17 protein-coding genes are annotated in these 16,312 nt (G+C 65.2%); 9 read left to right on the plus strand and 8 right to left on the minus strand.

Going from position 1 to position 16,312, the window contains the following annotated elements; translation table 11 throughout:
* Positions 1-24: 24 nt before the first annotated feature.
* Positions 25-414 (minus strand): Cu(I)-responsive transcriptional regulator, encoded by a 390-nt coding sequence (cueR, locus tag IV454_RS04910; RefSeq protein WP_206092555.1) that lies wholly within the window; start codon positions 412-414, stop codon positions 25-27.
* A gap of 5 nt (positions 415-419) precedes the next feature.
* Complete coding sequence (locus IV454_RS04915) at positions 420-2,624, minus strand: heavy metal translocating P-type ATPase (protein ID WP_206090561.1); 2,205 nt, start codon at positions 2,622-2,624, stop codon at positions 420-422.
* Between the two features lie 137 nt (positions 2,625-2,761).
* Here IV454_RS04915 and IV454_RS04920 point away from each other — a divergent pair, with 137 nt between their 5' ends.
* Genes IV454_RS04920 through IV454_RS04945 form a run of 6 tightly spaced genes read left to right on the plus strand, consistent with a single transcriptional unit; the run spans position 2,762 to position 6,946 of the window.
* Complete coding sequence (locus tag IV454_RS04920; protein ID WP_054264909.1) at positions 2,762-2,962, plus strand: heavy-metal-associated domain-containing protein; 201 nt, start codon at positions 2,762-2,764, stop codon at positions 2,960-2,962.
* A gap of 42 nt (positions 2,963-3,004) precedes the next feature.
* A complete protein-coding gene (locus IV454_RS04925) occupies positions 3,005-3,343 on the plus strand; it encodes a hypothetical protein (RefSeq protein WP_206090562.1) in 339 nt (112 codons plus the stop codon).
* Positions 3,344-3,399: 56 nt separating this feature from the next.
* Entirely contained in the window at positions 3,400-3,720 is a 321-nt protein-coding gene (locus tag IV454_RS04930; protein ID WP_206090563.1) for a hypothetical protein, read from the plus strand.
* Between the two features lie 2 nt (positions 3,721-3,722).
* Positions 3,723-5,081 carry a TolC family protein gene (locus IV454_RS04935; protein WP_206090564.1) on the plus strand — a complete coding sequence of 453 codons (1,359 nt, stop codon included), beginning with the start codon at positions 3,723-3,725 and terminating at the stop codon, positions 5,079-5,081.
* Positions 5,082-5,094: 13 nt separating this feature from the next.
* The gene (locus IV454_RS04940; protein ID WP_206090565.1) at positions 5,095-6,489 is read left to right on the plus strand and encodes a multicopper oxidase family protein; all 1,395 of its coding nucleotides are present in this window, start codon (positions 5,095-5,097) and stop codon (positions 6,487-6,489) included.
* A gap of 28 nt (positions 6,490-6,517) precedes the next feature.
* Positions 6,518-6,946, plus strand: coding sequence for a YybH family protein (locus IV454_RS04945; RefSeq protein ID WP_206090566.1), 429 nt, complete (start codon positions 6,518-6,520; stop codon positions 6,944-6,946).
* A gap of 27 nt (positions 6,947-6,973) precedes the next feature.
* Here the strand turns inward: IV454_RS04945 and IV454_RS04950 are convergent, their stop codons facing one another.
* Positions 6,974-7,639, minus strand: a complete 666-nt coding sequence (locus IV454_RS04950) for a GAF domain-containing protein (RefSeq protein ID WP_229522069.1) — start codon at positions 7,637-7,639, stop codon at positions 6,974-6,976.
* Positions 7,640-7,648: 9 nt separating this feature from the next.
* Between IV454_RS04950 and IV454_RS04955 the strand changes: the two genes are divergently transcribed.
* Positions 7,649-7,792 carry a hypothetical protein gene (locus IV454_RS04955; protein ID WP_206092944.1) on the plus strand — a complete coding sequence of 48 codons (144 nt, stop codon included), beginning with the start codon at positions 7,649-7,651 and terminating at the stop codon, positions 7,790-7,792.
* A 69-nt stretch (positions 7,793-7,861) separates the two neighbouring features.
* The gene (locus IV454_RS04960; RefSeq protein ID WP_206090568.1) at positions 7,862-9,874 is read left to right on the plus strand and encodes a methyl-accepting chemotaxis protein; all 2,013 of its coding nucleotides are present in this window, start codon (positions 7,862-7,864) and stop codon (positions 9,872-9,874) included.
* A 13-nt stretch (positions 9,875-9,887) separates the two neighbouring features.
* Here IV454_RS04960 and IV454_RS04965 read toward each other — a convergent pair whose 3' ends face one another.
* The 5 genes from IV454_RS04965 to IV454_RS04985 all read right to left on the minus strand — a co-directional run bounded on the left by IV454_RS04965 (position 9,888) and on the right by IV454_RS04985 (position 15,790).
* Entirely contained in the window at positions 9,888-10,781 is an 894-nt protein-coding gene (locus IV454_RS04965; protein WP_206092556.1) for an SMP-30/gluconolactonase/LRE family protein, read from the minus strand.
* Positions 10,782-10,788: 7 nt separating this feature from the next.
* Entirely contained in the window at positions 10,789-12,216 is a 1,428-nt protein-coding gene (locus IV454_RS04970; RefSeq protein ID WP_206090569.1) for an MFS transporter, read from the minus strand.
* Positions 12,217-12,300: 84 nt separating this feature from the next.
* The gene (locus IV454_RS04975) at positions 12,301-13,881 is read right to left on the minus strand and encodes an aldehyde dehydrogenase (NADP(+)) (protein ID WP_206090570.1); all 1,581 of its coding nucleotides are present in this window, start codon (positions 13,879-13,881) and stop codon (positions 12,301-12,303) included.
* A 20-nt stretch (positions 13,882-13,901) separates the two neighbouring features.
* Positions 13,902-14,813, minus strand: coding sequence for a 5-dehydro-4-deoxyglucarate dehydratase (gene kdgD, locus IV454_RS04980; RefSeq protein WP_206090571.1), 912 nt, complete (start codon positions 14,811-14,813; stop codon positions 13,902-13,904).
* 221 nt (positions 14,814-15,034) lie between these two features.
* Positions 15,035-15,790 (minus strand): FadR/GntR family transcriptional regulator, encoded by a 756-nt coding sequence (locus IV454_RS04985; RefSeq protein ID WP_206090572.1) that lies wholly within the window; start codon positions 15,788-15,790, stop codon positions 15,035-15,037.
* Positions 15,791-15,887: 97 nt separating this feature from the next.
* Between IV454_RS04985 and IV454_RS04990 the strand changes: the two genes are divergently transcribed.
* Entirely contained in the window at positions 15,888-16,154 is a 267-nt protein-coding gene (locus IV454_RS04990) for a YkgJ family cysteine cluster protein (RefSeq protein WP_206090573.1), read from the plus strand.
* Positions 16,155-16,312: the final 158 nt, after the last annotated feature.

Below are 16,312 nucleotides of genomic sequence, written 5' to 3' on the forward strand. Positions count from 1 at the left end.
GGGCACAGCTGGTGCGCCACAGCCTTAACCGAGCGACAAATCATCGAGAATCGGGCAGTCGGGACGGTCGTCGCCGTGACAGGCCCCGGACAGTTTTTCCAGGGTGCGCTTCATCGACTGCATGTCGCTGATTTTTTTATCCAGCTCGGCGATATGCTGTCTGGCCATCGCGCGCACATCCTTGCTGGCCCGGTGCTTGTCCTGCCACAAGGCCAGCAAGGTCTTGATCTGCTCCAGCGAAAACCCCAGCTCGCGGCTGCGGTGTATGAATTGCAGCACCTGCACATCCTGCGGCCCGTACACCCGGTAGCCGGCATCGGTGCGCTGCGCCTCGCCGATCAGTCCGATCGATTCGTAATGCCGGATCATCTTCGCCGACACTCCCGACGCCTTGGCCGTCTCGCCGATATTCATCATCGTCATCCTTTCCCTCCCGCCACCCAGCGCTTGAGCAGCAGGGCATTGCTCACCACCGACACGCTGGAAAACGCCATCGCCGCCCCCGCGATCATGGGATTGAGCATGCCGAACGCCGCCAGCGGCACCCCGATCACATTGAACACAAAGGCCCAGAACAGATTCTGGCGGATCTTGCCGTAGGTGCGGCGCGAAATATCGATGGCATCGACCAGCAGGCGCGGATCGCCCCGCATCAAGGTCACGCCGGCCGTGTGCATCGCCACGTCGGTGCCGCTGCCCATGGCCACGCCGATATCGGCCGCCGCCAGGGCCGGCGCATCGTTGATGCCGTCGCCCACCATCGCCACCCGCTCGCCCTTGGCGCGCAGGGCCGCGATGATCGCTGCCTTGCCCTCGGGTAGCACCTGCGCGTGCACCTCGTCGATGCCGAGCTGGCCCGCAATGTGGCGCGCGCTGCCCGGATTGTCGCCGCTGAGCATCACCGTGCGGATGCCGGCCGCATGCAGGCGCTCGATCGCTTCCCTGCTTTCCGGCTTGAGCGCATCGCCAAAGGCCAGCATGCCGAGCACGCGCGGGGCTGCCCCTGCTTCGGCCAGCCACGAAACCGTTTCGCCAGCCTCTTCGTGCACCTGCCCTTGCGCGGCCAAGGCGGCGATGTCGATCCCGTGCTGGCGCATCAGCGCAGCATTGCCCAGCAACAGCTCGCGGCCATCCACCGTGGCGCTCACACCAAGGCCAGCCAGGGCGCGCGTACCGGTAGCCGGCGCCGGCGCGATGCCCGCCGCCCGCGCCGCATCCCCCACGGCGCGCGCCAGCGGATGCTCGCTGCCGTGCTGCACGGCGGCCGCCAGCGCCAGCAAGGCTTGCTCATCGCCCTGCGCCGCCACGGTCGCGGTCAGGCGCGGCTTGCCTGCGGTCAGGGTGCCGGTCTTGTCGAAGGCCACCACAGTGACGCCATGCAAGAGTTCGAGCGCCTCGGCATCCTTGATCAGAATGCCGTACTTGGCGGCAACGCCGGTGCCTGCCATGATCGCCGTCGGCGTGGCCAGCCCCAGCGCGCAGGGGCAGGCGATGACCAGCACCGCCACCGCGTTGAGCAGCGCCGCGCTCCAGTCGCCGTTGGCCAGCCACCAGCCAAAGAACGTGACCAGCGCGATGACAACGATGGCCGGCACGAACACGGCGCTGACCTTGTCCACCAGGCGCTGGATCGGCGCCTTGGCCGCCTGCGCATCTTCGACCGCGCGGATGATGCGTGCCAGCACGGTTTCGGTGCCGATGGCGGTGGCACGGGCGACCAGCACGCCCTCGCCATTGACCGCGCCGCCGATGACGCGCGACCCCACACCCTTGCTCACTGGCAGGCTTTCACCGGTCAGCATCGATTCGTCGGCGTGACTCGCGCCTTCGACGACTTCGCCATCCATGGGAATGCGCTCGCCGGGGCGGATCACAACCTCGTCGCCGACCTTGAGCCGGGCGATCGGCATGTCGCTCTCGACCCCGTTGCGGCGCACGCGCGCCGTTTCCGGGCGCAGCGATTGCAGGGCGCGGATCGCTTCGGTGGTCTGGCGCTTGGCGCGCGTTTCCAGCCATTTGCCGAGGCGCACGAGGGTGATTACCACGGCGGCCGCCTCGAAATACAGGTGCGCCCCGTGATGCCGCGGCTGGCCCAGCCACTGGTACAGGCTCAGTCCATACGCGGCCGAGGTGCCGAGCGCGACCAGCAAATCCATGTTTCCGCTTCTGGCCAGCAATGCCTTCCATGCGGAACGGTAAAAGCGCGCGCCGATCCAGAACTGCACTGGTGTGGCCAGCAGAAATTGCACCCAGGCCGGCAGCATCGACTCGATCCCGGCCGCAGCCAGCAGCATGGGCGCGATCAAGGGTATGGTGAGGGCGGCGGCGATCGCGATCTCCACCGGCTCGGACAGAGCGCGTGTTGGCGCCGGTGGTGGCGCTGCCCCGGCAGAGGCGCTGGCCGTGTAACCGGCGCGCTCGACGGCGGCAATCAGCAGCGCGGGGTCGAGCTGGCCCGTGACCAGCACCTTTTCGGTCGCCAGGTTGACGGTGGCGCCCTGCACGCCCGGCACCGCGCGCAACGCTTTTTCGACCCGTCCGGCGCACGAGGCGCACGTCATGCCGCCGACGTCGAGCGAGGTTTCGAACGCAGCCTGCTGGTTCCGCATTGTCGTGGTCGTCATTTCTTGCTCCTTTAAGAACGCATACCACCATGATCAAGCTTCCCATTATAGTAAAGTCAAGCGAAAAAACGGCTTGACCTTCCCACGGTGGGAACGTCGACAATGGCACTGTCACCTTCACCAACAGGAGTTCCGCCATGATCAAGCTGAGTATCCCCGACATGAGCTGCGGCCATTGCGCAGGCGTCATTACCAAGACCGTCAAAGAGCTCGACCAGGATGCCGTCATCGCATTCGACATGCCGGCCCGCACGGTCGAGTTGAACACGACAGCGGCGCAGGAACGGATCGTCACCAGCCTCGCCAATGCCGGCTACCCTGCGACAGTGGCACGTTAAGCAGCGGCGCGGCCCCGAATTTCCATGTGCTAGACTTTACCCATGAAGTCCTTCAGAACATTGCTGGTCTGGCTGTTGCTGCTCGCGCTACCCTTGCAGGGCTTCGCGGCGGCATCGTCGGCGCTGTGCGAGGCGGCCAGGACGCCGGTCGCCAGCCAGGTCGCCGCCGGCATCGACGAAGGCCATTGCCACAAGCCGGACCGCCCCGCCAAGTGCAGTAACTGTGCATTCTGCTGCGTGGGCATGGCCATCGCCCCGGCCTTTGCCGCGCTGGCCGATGGGCGAGCGCCCGCATCCGAAGCGATTGCCTACGCCGCCATGCACGCGACGGCGCATATCCCGGGCGGCCTGGAACGTCCCCCTCATTGCCCGATCGCCTGAATGCCCTTGGTCCGTGCGCGGACCAAGGTCTTTTAACCAACACGATTGAGGTTGTCATGAATTCCCTTCGCCCGATATGGCTGCTGCTTGCTTGCGCCGCGCCGGCGCTGGCGCAAACGAGCGCCGCACCACCCGCCTACGACTCGGCCTTTGCCGGGTACCGCGCCTACCAGGAGCCGCAAGCGGCATCCTGGAAGGACACCAACGACCAGCTGCGCAAGGCACAAGGCCCCATGGGTCACGACATGAGCGCCATGAAAAAACCGGATCTGGCAACGGACGACGATCCGCATGCGGGCCACGACATGAGCGCCATGAAAAAGAACGCGCCGCCGGCCGAGGCCAAGCCGGACCACGGCCACCAGCACAAGGAATGACGATGCGACGACTATCCACCCCGCTGCGCCGCATCGCCCTGGCGGCCATCTGCGCCGGTGCCGCCGGCTGCGCATCGTTCTCGCCCGACGGCGGCTACGCCGATGTGCGCCAGCTCGCGCAGCAGCGTAGCGGCGCCACCATTCCCGCCACGGCGCCGGGCGCCGCCAGCGTCGAACGCCAGGTCGCCGCGCTGCTGGCCAAGCCTTTGTCGGCCGACGATGCGGTGACCATCGCCCTGCTCAACAACCGCGGCCTGCAGGCCGCCTACGCGGAACTGGGCATCGCCGAAGCGGACCTGGTGCAGGCCGGCCGCATCGCCAATCCGGTGCTCAGCTTCAGCCGCCTGAAAAGCCACGGCGGCGTCGAGATCGAGCGCAAGCTGATGCTGCCCGTGATCGGCTTGTTGACCATGCCGGTCACCATGCGACTCGAACGGCGCCGCTACGAACAGGCGCAATTGCGCGCGGCCGGCGACGTGCTGCGCACCGCCGACACTACCCGGCGCGCCTGGTACGGCGCGGTCGCGGCTCAGCAAAGCGCCGAGTACATGGAACAGGTGAAAAACGCCGCCGAAGCGAGCGCCGAACTGGCGCGCCGCATGGCGGTGGCCGGCAACTGGAGCAAACTGCAGCACGCGCGTGAACAGGCGTTCTACGCCGATGCGGTGGCGCAGCTGGCCCGCGCGCGCCAGACGCGCACCTTCGAACGCGAAAAGCTCACGCGCCTGCTGGGCCTGTCGAGCGCGGGCGCCTTCACCCTGCCCGACCGCCTGCCCGACCTGCCGGCGGCCCCGCGCGAGGTGATCGATGCCGAAACCCAGGCCATGAACAACCGGCTCGACCTGCTGATGGCGCAAAAGGAACTGGCCGGACTGGCCTCGTCGCTGGGCCTCACGCGCGCCACCCGCTTCGTCAACCTGCTCGACCTGAGCTACCTGCGCAACACCAGCGCAGCGGGCGAGCGTGCCACCGGCTACGAAATCGAACTGCAGATTCCCCTGTTCGACTGGGGCGGCACCAAAGTGGCCAGGGCCGAAGCGCTGTACATGCAGGCCGTGCACCGCGCCGCCGGCGCCGCCATTGACGCGCGCTCGCAGGTGCGCGAAAGCTATGGCGCCTACCGCACCGCCTACGACCTGGCGCGCCACTACCGCGACGAAGTGGTTCCGCTCAAAAAACGCATCGCCGACGAACAGCTGCTGCGCTACAACGGGATGCTGATCAGCGTCTTCGAACTGCTGGCCGACGCGCGCGAACAGGTCGTCAGCGTCAACGCCGCCATCGAAGCGCAGCGCGACTACTGGATCGCCGACGCCGCCCTGCAAGCCGCGCTGACCGGCCCCGCGCCGGTCCAACAATGAAAGGACATTGAACATGGTCTCACGTAGAAATTTCTTCACTGGCGCGGGCGCGGTTGCCGTCAGCACCGCGCTGGTGTCGCGCGCCGGCGCCGCCTCGCTGCCGGAAGCGGTCGTCATGGACAAGGCATCGACCCAGCCGCCCCTGAACCCGCCCAACGGCCGCCCGTACAACCCGGTGGTCACCCTCAACGGCTGGACTTTGCCGTGGCGGATGAAGGACGGCGTCAAGGAATTCCACCTGGTGGCCGAACCGGTGGTGCGCGAAATCGCGCCCGGCATGAAAGCCAATCTGTGGGGATACAACGGCCAGTCGCCGGGACCGACCATCGAAGTGGTGGAAGGCGACCGGGTACGCATTTTTGTTACCAACAAACTGCCCGAGCACACCAGCGTGCACTGGCACGGCCAGCGCCTGCCCAACGGCATGGATGGGGTGACCGGCCTGACCCAGCCCGGCATCGACCCGAGCAAGACCTTCGTCTACGAATTCGTGGCCAAGCGGCCCGGCACCTTCATGTACCACCCGCACGCCGACGAAATGACGCAGATGGCGATGGGGATGATGGGTTTCTGGATCACCCACCCCAAGGACCACAACTTCATGCGGGTCGACCGCGACTTCTGCTTCCTGCTGGGCGCGTACGACATCGACCCCGGCAGCTACACGCCCAAGGTCAACACGATGCTCGACTTTAACCTGTGGACCTTCAACAGTCGCGCCTTTCCCGGCATCGACCCGCTGGTGATCGCGCAGAACGACAAGGTGCGCATCCGGGTCGGCAACCTGACCATGACCAACCACCCGATCCACATGCACGGGCACGAATTCGTGGTCACCGGGACCGATGGCGGATGGGTCCCGCCGGCGGCGCGCTGGCCGGAAGTGACCACCGATATCGCGGTCGGCCAGATGCGCGCGATCGAGTTCATCGCCAGCGAAGCGGGCGACTGGTCCCTGCATTGCCACAAATCGCACCACACCATGAACGCCATGGGCCACGACGTGCCGACCCTGATCGGGGTCGACCAGCGCGAGGTGCTCGGCAAGATCAACAAGCTGGTACCGGGCTATATGGTCATGGGTGACAAGGGCATGGCCGGCATGGCCGAGATGGAAATGCCGCTGCCGGACAACACACTGCCGATGATGACCGGGAGCGGCCCGTTCGGCGGCATCGGCATGGGCGGCATGTTCACCACGATGAAGGTGCGCAAAGGACTGGCGCGGGGCGACTACAAGGACCCGGGCTGGTACCAGCATCCGCCCGGCACCCTGGCCTACGAATGGAAGGAAGGCGGCATTGCCAGGCCGGAGCCGGTGCGCGCGCCGGACGCCGGCAGGATGGCGGCAAAACCGGGCGAGCAGGTGCTGCAAGTGACCAAACCAGGCAAAAATCATGCACACTGACCTTGCTTTCAACGACTGAGAGAAGCCGATGCGCCCATTCGTTCTGCTTGCCGTCCTCGGACTGGCGTCACTGCATACCCGTGCGGCGACACCAGGCGAAACCCTGGCGGCCTTCCACGCCGCCCTGCAAGCGGGCGACCAGGCGCGCGCGATGGCGCTCCTGAGCCCCGATGCGGTGATTTACGAAGCGGGCCACGTGGAGCGCTCGCGCAGCGAATATGCGGACCATCACCTGGCGGACGACATTGCGTTCGCCAGGGCCACCACGCGCCGAGTGCTGCGCCACAAGGAGTCGATCGAGGGCGGCATCGCCATGATCCTGGACGAAACCGAGAGCCGCGGCACGTTCAGGGGCAAGAAGATCAATGCAGTGGGAACCGAGACGGCGCTGCTGGAGAAAAAGGGCGACGGCTGGGTGGTGCTGCATTTTCACTGGTCGTCGCGCAAGGCGAAGTAGCCGGCCGGGCCGTCCATCCCGATCGGTCTACTTTGCGCGAGAAATCTCGTCGCTGACGAGCGCCGCCAATTCCTTCAGGGCGCGGTGCTGGTCGTCGGTGAGTTGGCGCGGTACGGCATCGAGCACGCACAGCGTGCCAAGCCGGTTCGATTGCCTGTCGGTGACAGGTATGCCGGCATAAAACCTGATGTAAGGTTCGCTCAACACCAGAGGGTTGCGGGCAAAACGCTCGTCGGCCCATGCGTCCTCGATCACCATGCCCTCGGGCGACAGGATCGCATGGCTGCAGAAGGCAGCGTCTCGCGGCGTTTGCGCCGCTTCCAGCCCCACACGCGATTTGAACCACTGCCGCTCGGAGGTCAGCAAGGACATGAGCGCCATCGGGCATCCTGTCATGCGCGAAGCCAGCCAGGTCAGCCGGTCGAACAAGGGGTCGGGCGGACTGTCGATCAAGCCACTGGCCGCCAGGGCTTTGAGCCGGAGCTGTTCCGATTCCAGCATCGGGTAGGTCGCCGTCAGCGGCTTGATGAATTCCTGCGCCAGGGTTTCCGCCCGCGGCGCCGTGGCCCCACCCTGCCCGCTGCTCTGCAGGCGCGCCACCTCGCTGAGGCGGCAACGCCGGTGTCCGCCGGGCGTTTTCCATGAGGCGAGCGCCCCACTCTCCATCCATAACTGGGCGGTACTGATGCTCACGCCAAGTTCATGGGCGGCCTGGCGCGTGGTCAGGATCGCGTCTATAGGGGCGGCAAGGTGTGGGTGAGCGGCTGTCATCGCAGCAATTATATCCCACGAGAAATTATTGCGGTAAAAATCGATGAATTTATCGAAAATGCTGAAATCGCATAAATATGATGAATTCGATTGACCTTAATAATTCTTTGGAGCAATATGAGTGCTCAAACCCACAAGGCACTCATGAAAACTTTCGCATTCTCAAACGCCAGAATCGGCACCAAGGTCGCTGCCGCCATGTTTGTCGCCGTCGGCGGGCTCTTCAGCATTTTTGTCGCGCTCACCAACGCGGCCAGTCAACGCCACGCGGAAGAGGAAGCGGTGCTGCATGTGACTGAAAAAAGCCGTCTTTTCAGAACCACCGTGGAAGTGCTCGATCAAAGCCTGCGTACCCAGGTCGCCGCTTACACCAAAGTATTCGCGGACTCCCTGCGTGGTCAATTCGCCGTCGATCCTGCCGCCATGGTGGAGGTGGCCGGCAAACAGGTGCCGGTGTTGACACTGGCCGGCAAGGCCATCAACCTTGACTTCGCGATCCCGGATGCGTTCACGGCGCAAACCGGCGCCTACGCGACGATTTTCGCCAGGCAGGGCGATGACTTTATCCGCGTTACGACGTCGCATAAAAAGGAAGATGGCAAGCGTGCCATCGGCACCGCGCTGGATCACGCTCACCCAGCCTACCAGCTGCTGCTGGACGGGCAAAGCTACGCCGGCTCGGCCAGCCTGTTCGGCGGCCAGTACATGACGCGCTACACGCCGATCGTCGACGCAGCCAAGAAAGTGATCGGGGTACTGTATGTGGGCATCAATTTCACCGATTCCATGCGCCTGATCGGCGAAGGCATCAAGTCGATCAAACTGGGCAACGACGGCGGGTTTTATGTGCTCAGCGCGCGGCCCGGGAAAGACCTCGGCACGGCGCTGGCGCACCGTCAGCACGAAGGCGAAAACCTGCTCGCGGCGCGCGATAGTGCGGGCCAGGCCTACGTGCAGACCATGCTGGCCCAGGCCAACGGCGTGCTGCGCTACACCGAGCCGGGGACGACGGGCGCGGACGCGCGCGTGCACATCGCCGCGTTCAGCACCGTCAAGGACTGGCAGATGCTGATCGTCGGCGACGCGTATCTCGATGACGTCACCGCCGCTGCCACGCGCCAGCGCAACCAGGCTGCCGGGATGGGCTTGTTGATGGTCCTGATTGTGACAGCGATGCTGTACCTTATCGTCAAAAGGCTGGTCGTGCTGCCCTTCGGGAATGCATTGCGGGCCGTCGAAACGGTGGGATCGGGCGACCTGACCGGCAGGGTGGAAGTGAGCTCCCGCGACGAAAGCGGCCGCTTGCTGGCGTCCTTGCAGAGCATGACAGACCGCCTGGCATCGGTAGTGACCGAAGTGCGCTCGGGCACGGACGCCATCAGCGCGATCTCGACCGACGTCGCCGACGGCAACATGGAATTGTCGGGCCGTACGGAGCAGCAGGCTGCCGCGCTGGAAGAGACTGCGTCGTCGATGGAGCAGATGAATGCCAGCGTGCGCCATAACGCGGAAAATGCCTTGAACGCACAGGTGCTCTCGCGGGATGCCTCGGACACTGCCAGGCTCGGTGGCAGCGCCGTCGAGCAAGTGGTGGCCAAGATGGACGCCATTTCGGCGTCGGCCAAGCGCATCGCCGATATCACCAGCGTCGTCGACGGCATCGCGTTCCAGACCAATATCCTGGCATTGAATGCGGCGGTCGAAGCCGCCCGTGCCGGCGAACATGGACGCGGCTTTGCGGTGGTCGCCAGCGAAGTGCGCACCCTGGCGCAGCGCTCCGGCGCGGCGGCGAAAGAGATCAAGCAACTGATCAACGAATCGCTGGAACAGGTTTCCTACGGCACGCAACTGGCACGCAACGCCGGCGACACCATGCATGCGGTGGTCGGCGCGATCGTCAAGGCAAACAAGGTCATCGACGAGATCTCGGCGGCCACCCAGGAGCAGGCGATCGGCATCGACCAGATCAACCGCGCCGTCGCCCAGCTCGACCAGGTAACCCAGCAGAACGCCACCCTGGTCGAGGAAGCCGCCACCGCCGCGCAAACGATGAAGGGCGAGGCATTGCGGCTGGCGCAAGTGGTCGAGTTTTTCGTCGTCGATCCGGCCGCAGCGGCGCAGCGGCCGCGCGCGAAAGCCCTGGTGCTTGCACGCTGAACCCTGTGCGCCCTCAGTCGCGAAAAGGCGTTTCGGGCATGCCCTGCACACCCGGACGCACCAGCACCAGCGTGCCGGCTGTTTGGTCGTCCGGGGCCTTGCCGGCCGCAATCGAGGTGACCAGCAAGGTATCCATGGCGGCGCCCCCAAAAGCGCACATCGACGGCTTGAGCATCGGCAGCTCGATGGTGCGATCCAAGGTGCCCTCTGGCGTGAAGCGCAGCAGGCAGCCGCCATCGTTCCCGCAGGTCCAGTAGCAGCCGTCGACGTCGACCGCCGCGCCGTCCGGACGGCCGCGATGGACGTTCATGTCGACGAACACGCGCTGGCTGTGCGGCATGCCGCTGTCGGTGTCGTAGTCGAAGGCCCAGATTCTCTGGCGCGAGCCGTGCGAGTCGGACAGGTACATGGTGCGCCCGTCCGGCGAAAAACCGAGGCCGTTCTGCACGATCAGGTCCGATACCACCGGCGCCGAGATGCCTTCTTCGCAGGTGTAGCGGTACAGATGGCCATCGGAGCGCGCTTCGGCCATGTCGAGGCACATGATGCCGCTCCAGAAGCGCCCCTGGCGGTCGCAGCGGCCGTCGTTGAAGCGCATGCCCGGCGCCAGCTCGGGCGGCGCTGCCAGGAAGGTGGCCTTGGCCAGGTAGCCCTCGCCCAGCGCGACGGTGAACACGCCGGTTTCCATGCCGGCGATGAGAACGCCGCTGTCGGTCAGGGCGATGCAAGCCACCATTTCGGGGCACTCCCAGCTGCGCACCGCGCCCGACGCCGGATCGAGACGCCAGATGCGCCGGGCAGGAATGTCGACCCAGTACCAGGCGCCCTCGCACGCGTTCCACAGCGGGCTTTCGCCCACCGCGCAGATGACCTCCGTGACTCGTTCAACCTTGGCTTGCTTGCTCATCATGCCCTTACAGATCGGTGATTTCGCGGTAGCGCGGCACCAGGGTTTTCATCATGGTCCATGCGGCCAGGTAAGCCAGCGCGCAGATCGAGAACATGATCATGTAGCCGGTGCTGATCTGGCCCACGCCGCCATAATAGTCAAACAGCCAGCCACCGAGCTTGGTGAGCAGCACGCCGCCCATGCCGCCGGCCATCCCGCCGATGCCCACCACCGAGCCGACGCTATGTTTCGGGAACATGTCGGAGACGGTGGTGAAGATGTTTGCCGACCAGGCCTGGTGGGCCGACGCGCCGATGCCGATCAGGATCACCGGTACCCAGAAGCTGATGTAGCCGAACGGTTGCGCCAGCATCACCACCAGCGGAATGAAGGCGATGCACAGCATGGCTTTCATGCGCCCGTCGTAGGGATTGTCGCCGCGGTTGATGAAGTAGGTGGGGAACCAGCCGCCGCCGATACTGCCCACCATGGTCATGCTGTACAGGACCGCCAACGGCACGATGATGTCGGTGCCTTTCAAGCCATAGGTCGTGGACAGGTATTTCGGCAGCCAGAAAAGGAAAAACCACCACACGCCGTCGGTCATGAATTTACCGAGCGCGAAGGCCCAGGTCTGGCGATAGCCGAGCAGCTTGAACCAGGACGTCTTCGGCCTGGCCACGCCGGCCGCCGGTTCGGGAACCACCGCGCAATCGCTGTTGATGTAGTCCAGTTCCGCCTTGCCCATGCGCGCCTGCTTCGCCGGGGTATCGTAGAACATCGTCCACAGGACCATCCAGAAAAAGCCGATGGCGCCGATGATGATGAACGCCATCTGCCAGCCCCACGCGGCGGCGATCAGCGGCACGGTGAGCGGCGCCAGGATGGCACCGACATTGGCGCCGGAGTTGAAGATACCGGTGGCAAACGACCGTTCCTTCTTGGGGAAGTATTCGGCGGTGGCCTTGATGGCAGCGGGGAAGTTGCCCGCTTCGCCCAGCGCCAGCACCGCGCGCGACATCATGAAGCCGGCGATCGACACCGGAACCACCGTCATGCCAAGGCTGGCCAGGATGCCGTTGAGGCCTTCGCCAATGCCAATCGCAAACGCGTGCATGATGGCGCCGAGCGACCAGATGGTAATGGCAATCACGAAGGCGCGCTTGGTACCGAGCTTGTCGATCACGCGGCCGGCGAACAGCATCGAGAACGCGTACACGAACTGGAAGGCCGCCGTGATGTTGGCGTAATCGGTATTCGACCAGCCGAATTGCTTCGACAGGTCGGTGGCAAGGAGACTGAGGACCTGGCGGTCCAGATAATTGATGGTAGTGGCGAAAAACAGGAGGGCGCAAATCGTCCACCGGTATTTGCCTATGACGTTGCTTACGGCGTTGTCTCTGACGTCGTCTCTGACCTTGTCTTTGACGTTGTCTATGCTTTGCTGGTTCATCGCTCGCTTCTTTATGGTTGTTTTTAGAAACAGCGCCGCCGGCAGGTGTCTCCACACCCGGCTCTCCGGCGGCGCAACCAGCTTTTACCGCGGGAGCTGCATGCCTCCGTCGACAAGGCGGGTCAGGCCAAGAGGATTATTGTCGGCGAGTGCGTCCGGAAGCAAGTCCGCCGGCACATTCTGGTAGCACACGGGCCGCAGGAAGCGGTCGATGGCCGATGCGCCAACCGAGGTGCTGCGGCTGTCGGAGGTGGCCGGGAACGGGCCGCCATGGACCATCGCATGCGCCACTTCGACACCGGTCGGGTAGCCGTTGAACAGGATGCGGCCCGCTTTGCGTTCCAGTACCGGCAGCAGCGCCGCGGCGTGGGCGCGGTCGGCGGCCAGGGCGTGCACGGTGGCGGTCAGCTGGCCTTCCAGGTGTTCGGCGACCTGCTGCATCTGCTGCGCATCGCGGCAGCGTACCAGCAAGGCGCACGGCCCGAAGATTTCGGACTCCAGCGCTGGTGTGGACAGATAGGTGGCCGCGTCGCACACGTACAGCGAGGCTTGCGCCGCGCAGCCGGCGCCGTCAGGTTTACCCTTGGCGACCAGGGTCACGCCGGCGATGGCGGAGAGCTGTTCCACGCCGCCCAGGTAGGCCTTGTGGATGCCCGGGGTAAGCATGGTGCCGGCGCCCTTGGCTTGCAGCGCGCCGGCAGCCGCTTCGACGAACTGGTCGAAGTGGTCGCCCTGCAGGCCCATGACCAGGCCCGGGTTGGTGCAGAACTGGCCCACACCCAGGGTCAGCGAATCGACGAAGCCTTGCGCCACGGCGGCGCGGTCGTTTGATAAGGCGGCCGGCAGCAGGAACACCGGATTGATGCTGCTCATTTCGGCGTACACGGGAATCGGTTCGGCACGCAATGCGGCGGTGCGCATCAGCGCCAGGCCGCCCTGGCGCGAGCCGGTGAAGCCGACCGCCTTGATGGCCGGATGGTCGACCAGGCGCTGGCCGATCTGGCGGCCTTCGCCGAACAGCATCGAAAACACGCCTTCGGGCAGCTTGCAATCGGCCACCGCTTGGGCAATGACCTTGCCGACCAGTTCCGAGGTGCCGAGGTGGGCGCCATGCGCCTTGACCACGACCGGGCAGCCGGCGGCCAGCGCCGACGCGGTGTCGCCCCCGCCGACCGAGAACGCCAGCGGGAAGTTACTGGCGCCGAAGACGGCCACGGGTCCCAGAGGGATCTTGCGCAGGCGCAGATCGGGACGGGGCGGCACGCGCTCGGGCAGGGCCGAATCGATGGTGGCGTCGATGAAGTAGCCGTCACGCGCGACCTTGGCGAACAGGCGCAGTTGATTGACGGTGCGGCCACGTTCCCCTTCCAGGCGCGCCGTCGGCAGGCCGGTTTCCAGCGCGGCGCGTTCGATCAGCGCCGGGCCGAGTTTGACGATGCCTTCGGCGATGGTCTCCAGGAAGACCGCGCGCTGTTCCAGGGTGGTGTTGCGGTATGCGTCGAAGGCGCTTTGCGCCAGGTCGCAGGCGGCGTCGACGTCGGCCTCGGTGGCCAGGCCGAAGTCCGGCCCCATCGAGTCGTTGCGCGACGGGTCGATCGCGCGCACCACGCCGGCCGTGCCGCGCACGGTGCGTTGACCGATGACCATTTCTCCATTGATGTTCATATGCTGTTCCTGTCGCGGGATTATTGGGCGCCCTGGGCGGTGATCAGTTTGAGCAGCATCGCGTCTTCTTCTGCCGTCATGTCGGTCAGCGGAGCGCGTACGGGACCGGCCGAGTGGCCAACCAGGCGCGCGCCGGCCTTGACGATGCTCACTGCGTAGCCGGCCTTGCGGTTGCGGATTTCCAGGTAAGGCAGGAAGAACTGGTCCAGCAGGCGGTTGGTGGTGGCGTGGTCGTCGGCGGCAATCGCGTGGTAGAAGTCCATCGCCATTTTCGGCATGAAGTTAAATACCGCCGACGAGTACACCGGGGTGCCCAGTGCCTTGTAGGCGGCGGCGTAGACTTCCGCGGTCGGCAGGCCGCCCAGGTAGCTGAAGCGGTCGCCCATGCGGCGCCAGATTTGCACCATCAGTTCGATGTCGCCGATGCCGTCCTTGAAGCCGATCAGGTTAGGGCAGCGCGCGGCCAGCTTTTCGAGCGAGTCGGCGGTCAGGCGGCACTGGCCGCGGTTGTAGACGACGACGCCGAACTTGACCGAGGCGCACACCGCTTCAACGTGCGCGATCAGGCCATCCTGGCTCGCTTCGGTCAGATAGTGCGGCAGCAGCAGGATGCCGTGGGCGCCGAGGCGCTCGGCTTCCTGGGCCAGGGCGATCGCGGTGCGGGTCGGGCCGCCGGCGCCGGCCAGGATCGGCACTTTGCCGCGGCAGGTATCGACCGCGGTGCGGATCACGTCCGAGTATTCGGTTGGGGTCAGGGAGAAGAACTCACCGGTGCCGCCGGCTGCGAACAGGGCGCTGGCGCCGTACGGAGCGAGCCATTCGAGGCGCTCGGCGTAGGTGAGCGCGTTGAAATTGCCCTGGTCGTCAAAGTCGGTCAATGGAAACGACAGCAGGCCGGACGACAGGATTTGTTTGAGTTCTTGCGGATTCATGAGGGCTCCAGAGATAGACGGGTTGTTTGGCGCTAGTGATACGTCATCGTACAACTAGTCATGGACATAAGCAAGCACAACGTTGAGACGGCTGGCGGCGCCGCGGGTGGCGCTGGGGACGGTGCGAAACAGGGAAGCCGAAACGGCAGGGAGACAGGAAGAGCGCGCGCGCCGGGAAGGGTGGCGCGCGTGCGGGCGGAGCGGGTGGAGCGGCCGGGCCGTCAGGCGCCGTTCGACTCCAGTTGCTGCTGCGCCTGGCGCAGGCGCTCGCGGCTGTTGCTCAGGTGGGTGCGCATGGCGGCGCGCGCCGCTTCCGGGTCCTTGCGCAGGATCGCGTTGAAGATATCTTCGTGCTCGCGGTTGACCCGTTCCAGGTAGACGGCCGGATCGTCATGCCCCAGCTGCGGCATGTTGACGCGGGCGCGCGGGATGATGGCGGTGCCCAGCTGGCTGAGAATGTCGACGAAATAGCGGTTGCCGGTGGACTGCGCGATCAGCAGGTGGAATTGCACATCGGCGTCAACGGCGGGGCTGCCGCGCGCCACGCTGCGCTGCATGGCGCCGAGCACCTTGGCCAGTTCGGCCACCTGGGCTTCGCTGCGGCGCGCCGCTGCCAGCCAGGCCGCTTCGGCCTCCATGCTGATGCGCAGTTCGAGCATCGCCAGTACATCCATGACGGTGACGATGCTCTCGGCATTGATCGCCAGGCCCGCTTTGCTGCGCTCGATGACGAAGGTGCCGATGCCGTGCCGGGTCTGCGCCCAGCCGGCCGCCTGCAGGTGTGAAATGGCTTCGCGCACCACGGTGCGGCTTACGCCATGCTGCTCCATGATGGCCGATTCGGTCGGCAGCTTGTCGCCGGGCTTGAGCACGCCCTGCTGGATGCTGCCCGTGATGTGCTCGACCACGCCCTGGGCGAGGGTGCGGTGTTTCTTGCGCGGTGGCGGCAGAGTCTGGGCAGTGAAGGTAGATGTCATGGTTATATTATACAACCGGAGTAGTTGTACGACATCCTATGATTTGATGGCGTGTATACTTGAGAGACGTATCCCTTACCCAAAGAAATGAGATGGCATGAATTGCCGTGACAATTGCGGCGCCTGCTGCACCGCCCCCTCGATCACCAGTCCGATTCCCGGCATGCCGGACGGGAAACCCGCAGGGGTAAGGTGCGTGCAGCTGGGCGAGAACAATCTGTGCCGCATTTTCGGCCAGCCGGAACGGCCGGCGTTTTGCGGCGGCTTGCAGCCATCGGAAGAGATGTGCGGGAGCAGCCGCGAATATGCGATGCAGTGGCTGGGGGAGCTGGAGCGCGCGACAGCACCAGCTTGCAACCGCTGATATTGAATTGCCTGTCCACAGCGGCGCCTGACGTAGTGACGCGCTGGGCTCGGGTACACGCAATTTGCTTCGCAGCAGCGGATTCCGATCACCCACATCGAGGTATCGGCCATTGGCGATGCGACGACATTCAGGCTGGAGAAAAATCCGCTGTGGGG

Source organism: Massilia antarctica (assembly GCF_015689335.1).
Classification (GTDB): Bacteria; Pseudomonadota; Gammaproteobacteria; order Burkholderiales; family Burkholderiaceae_D; genus Telluria_A; species Telluria_A antarctica.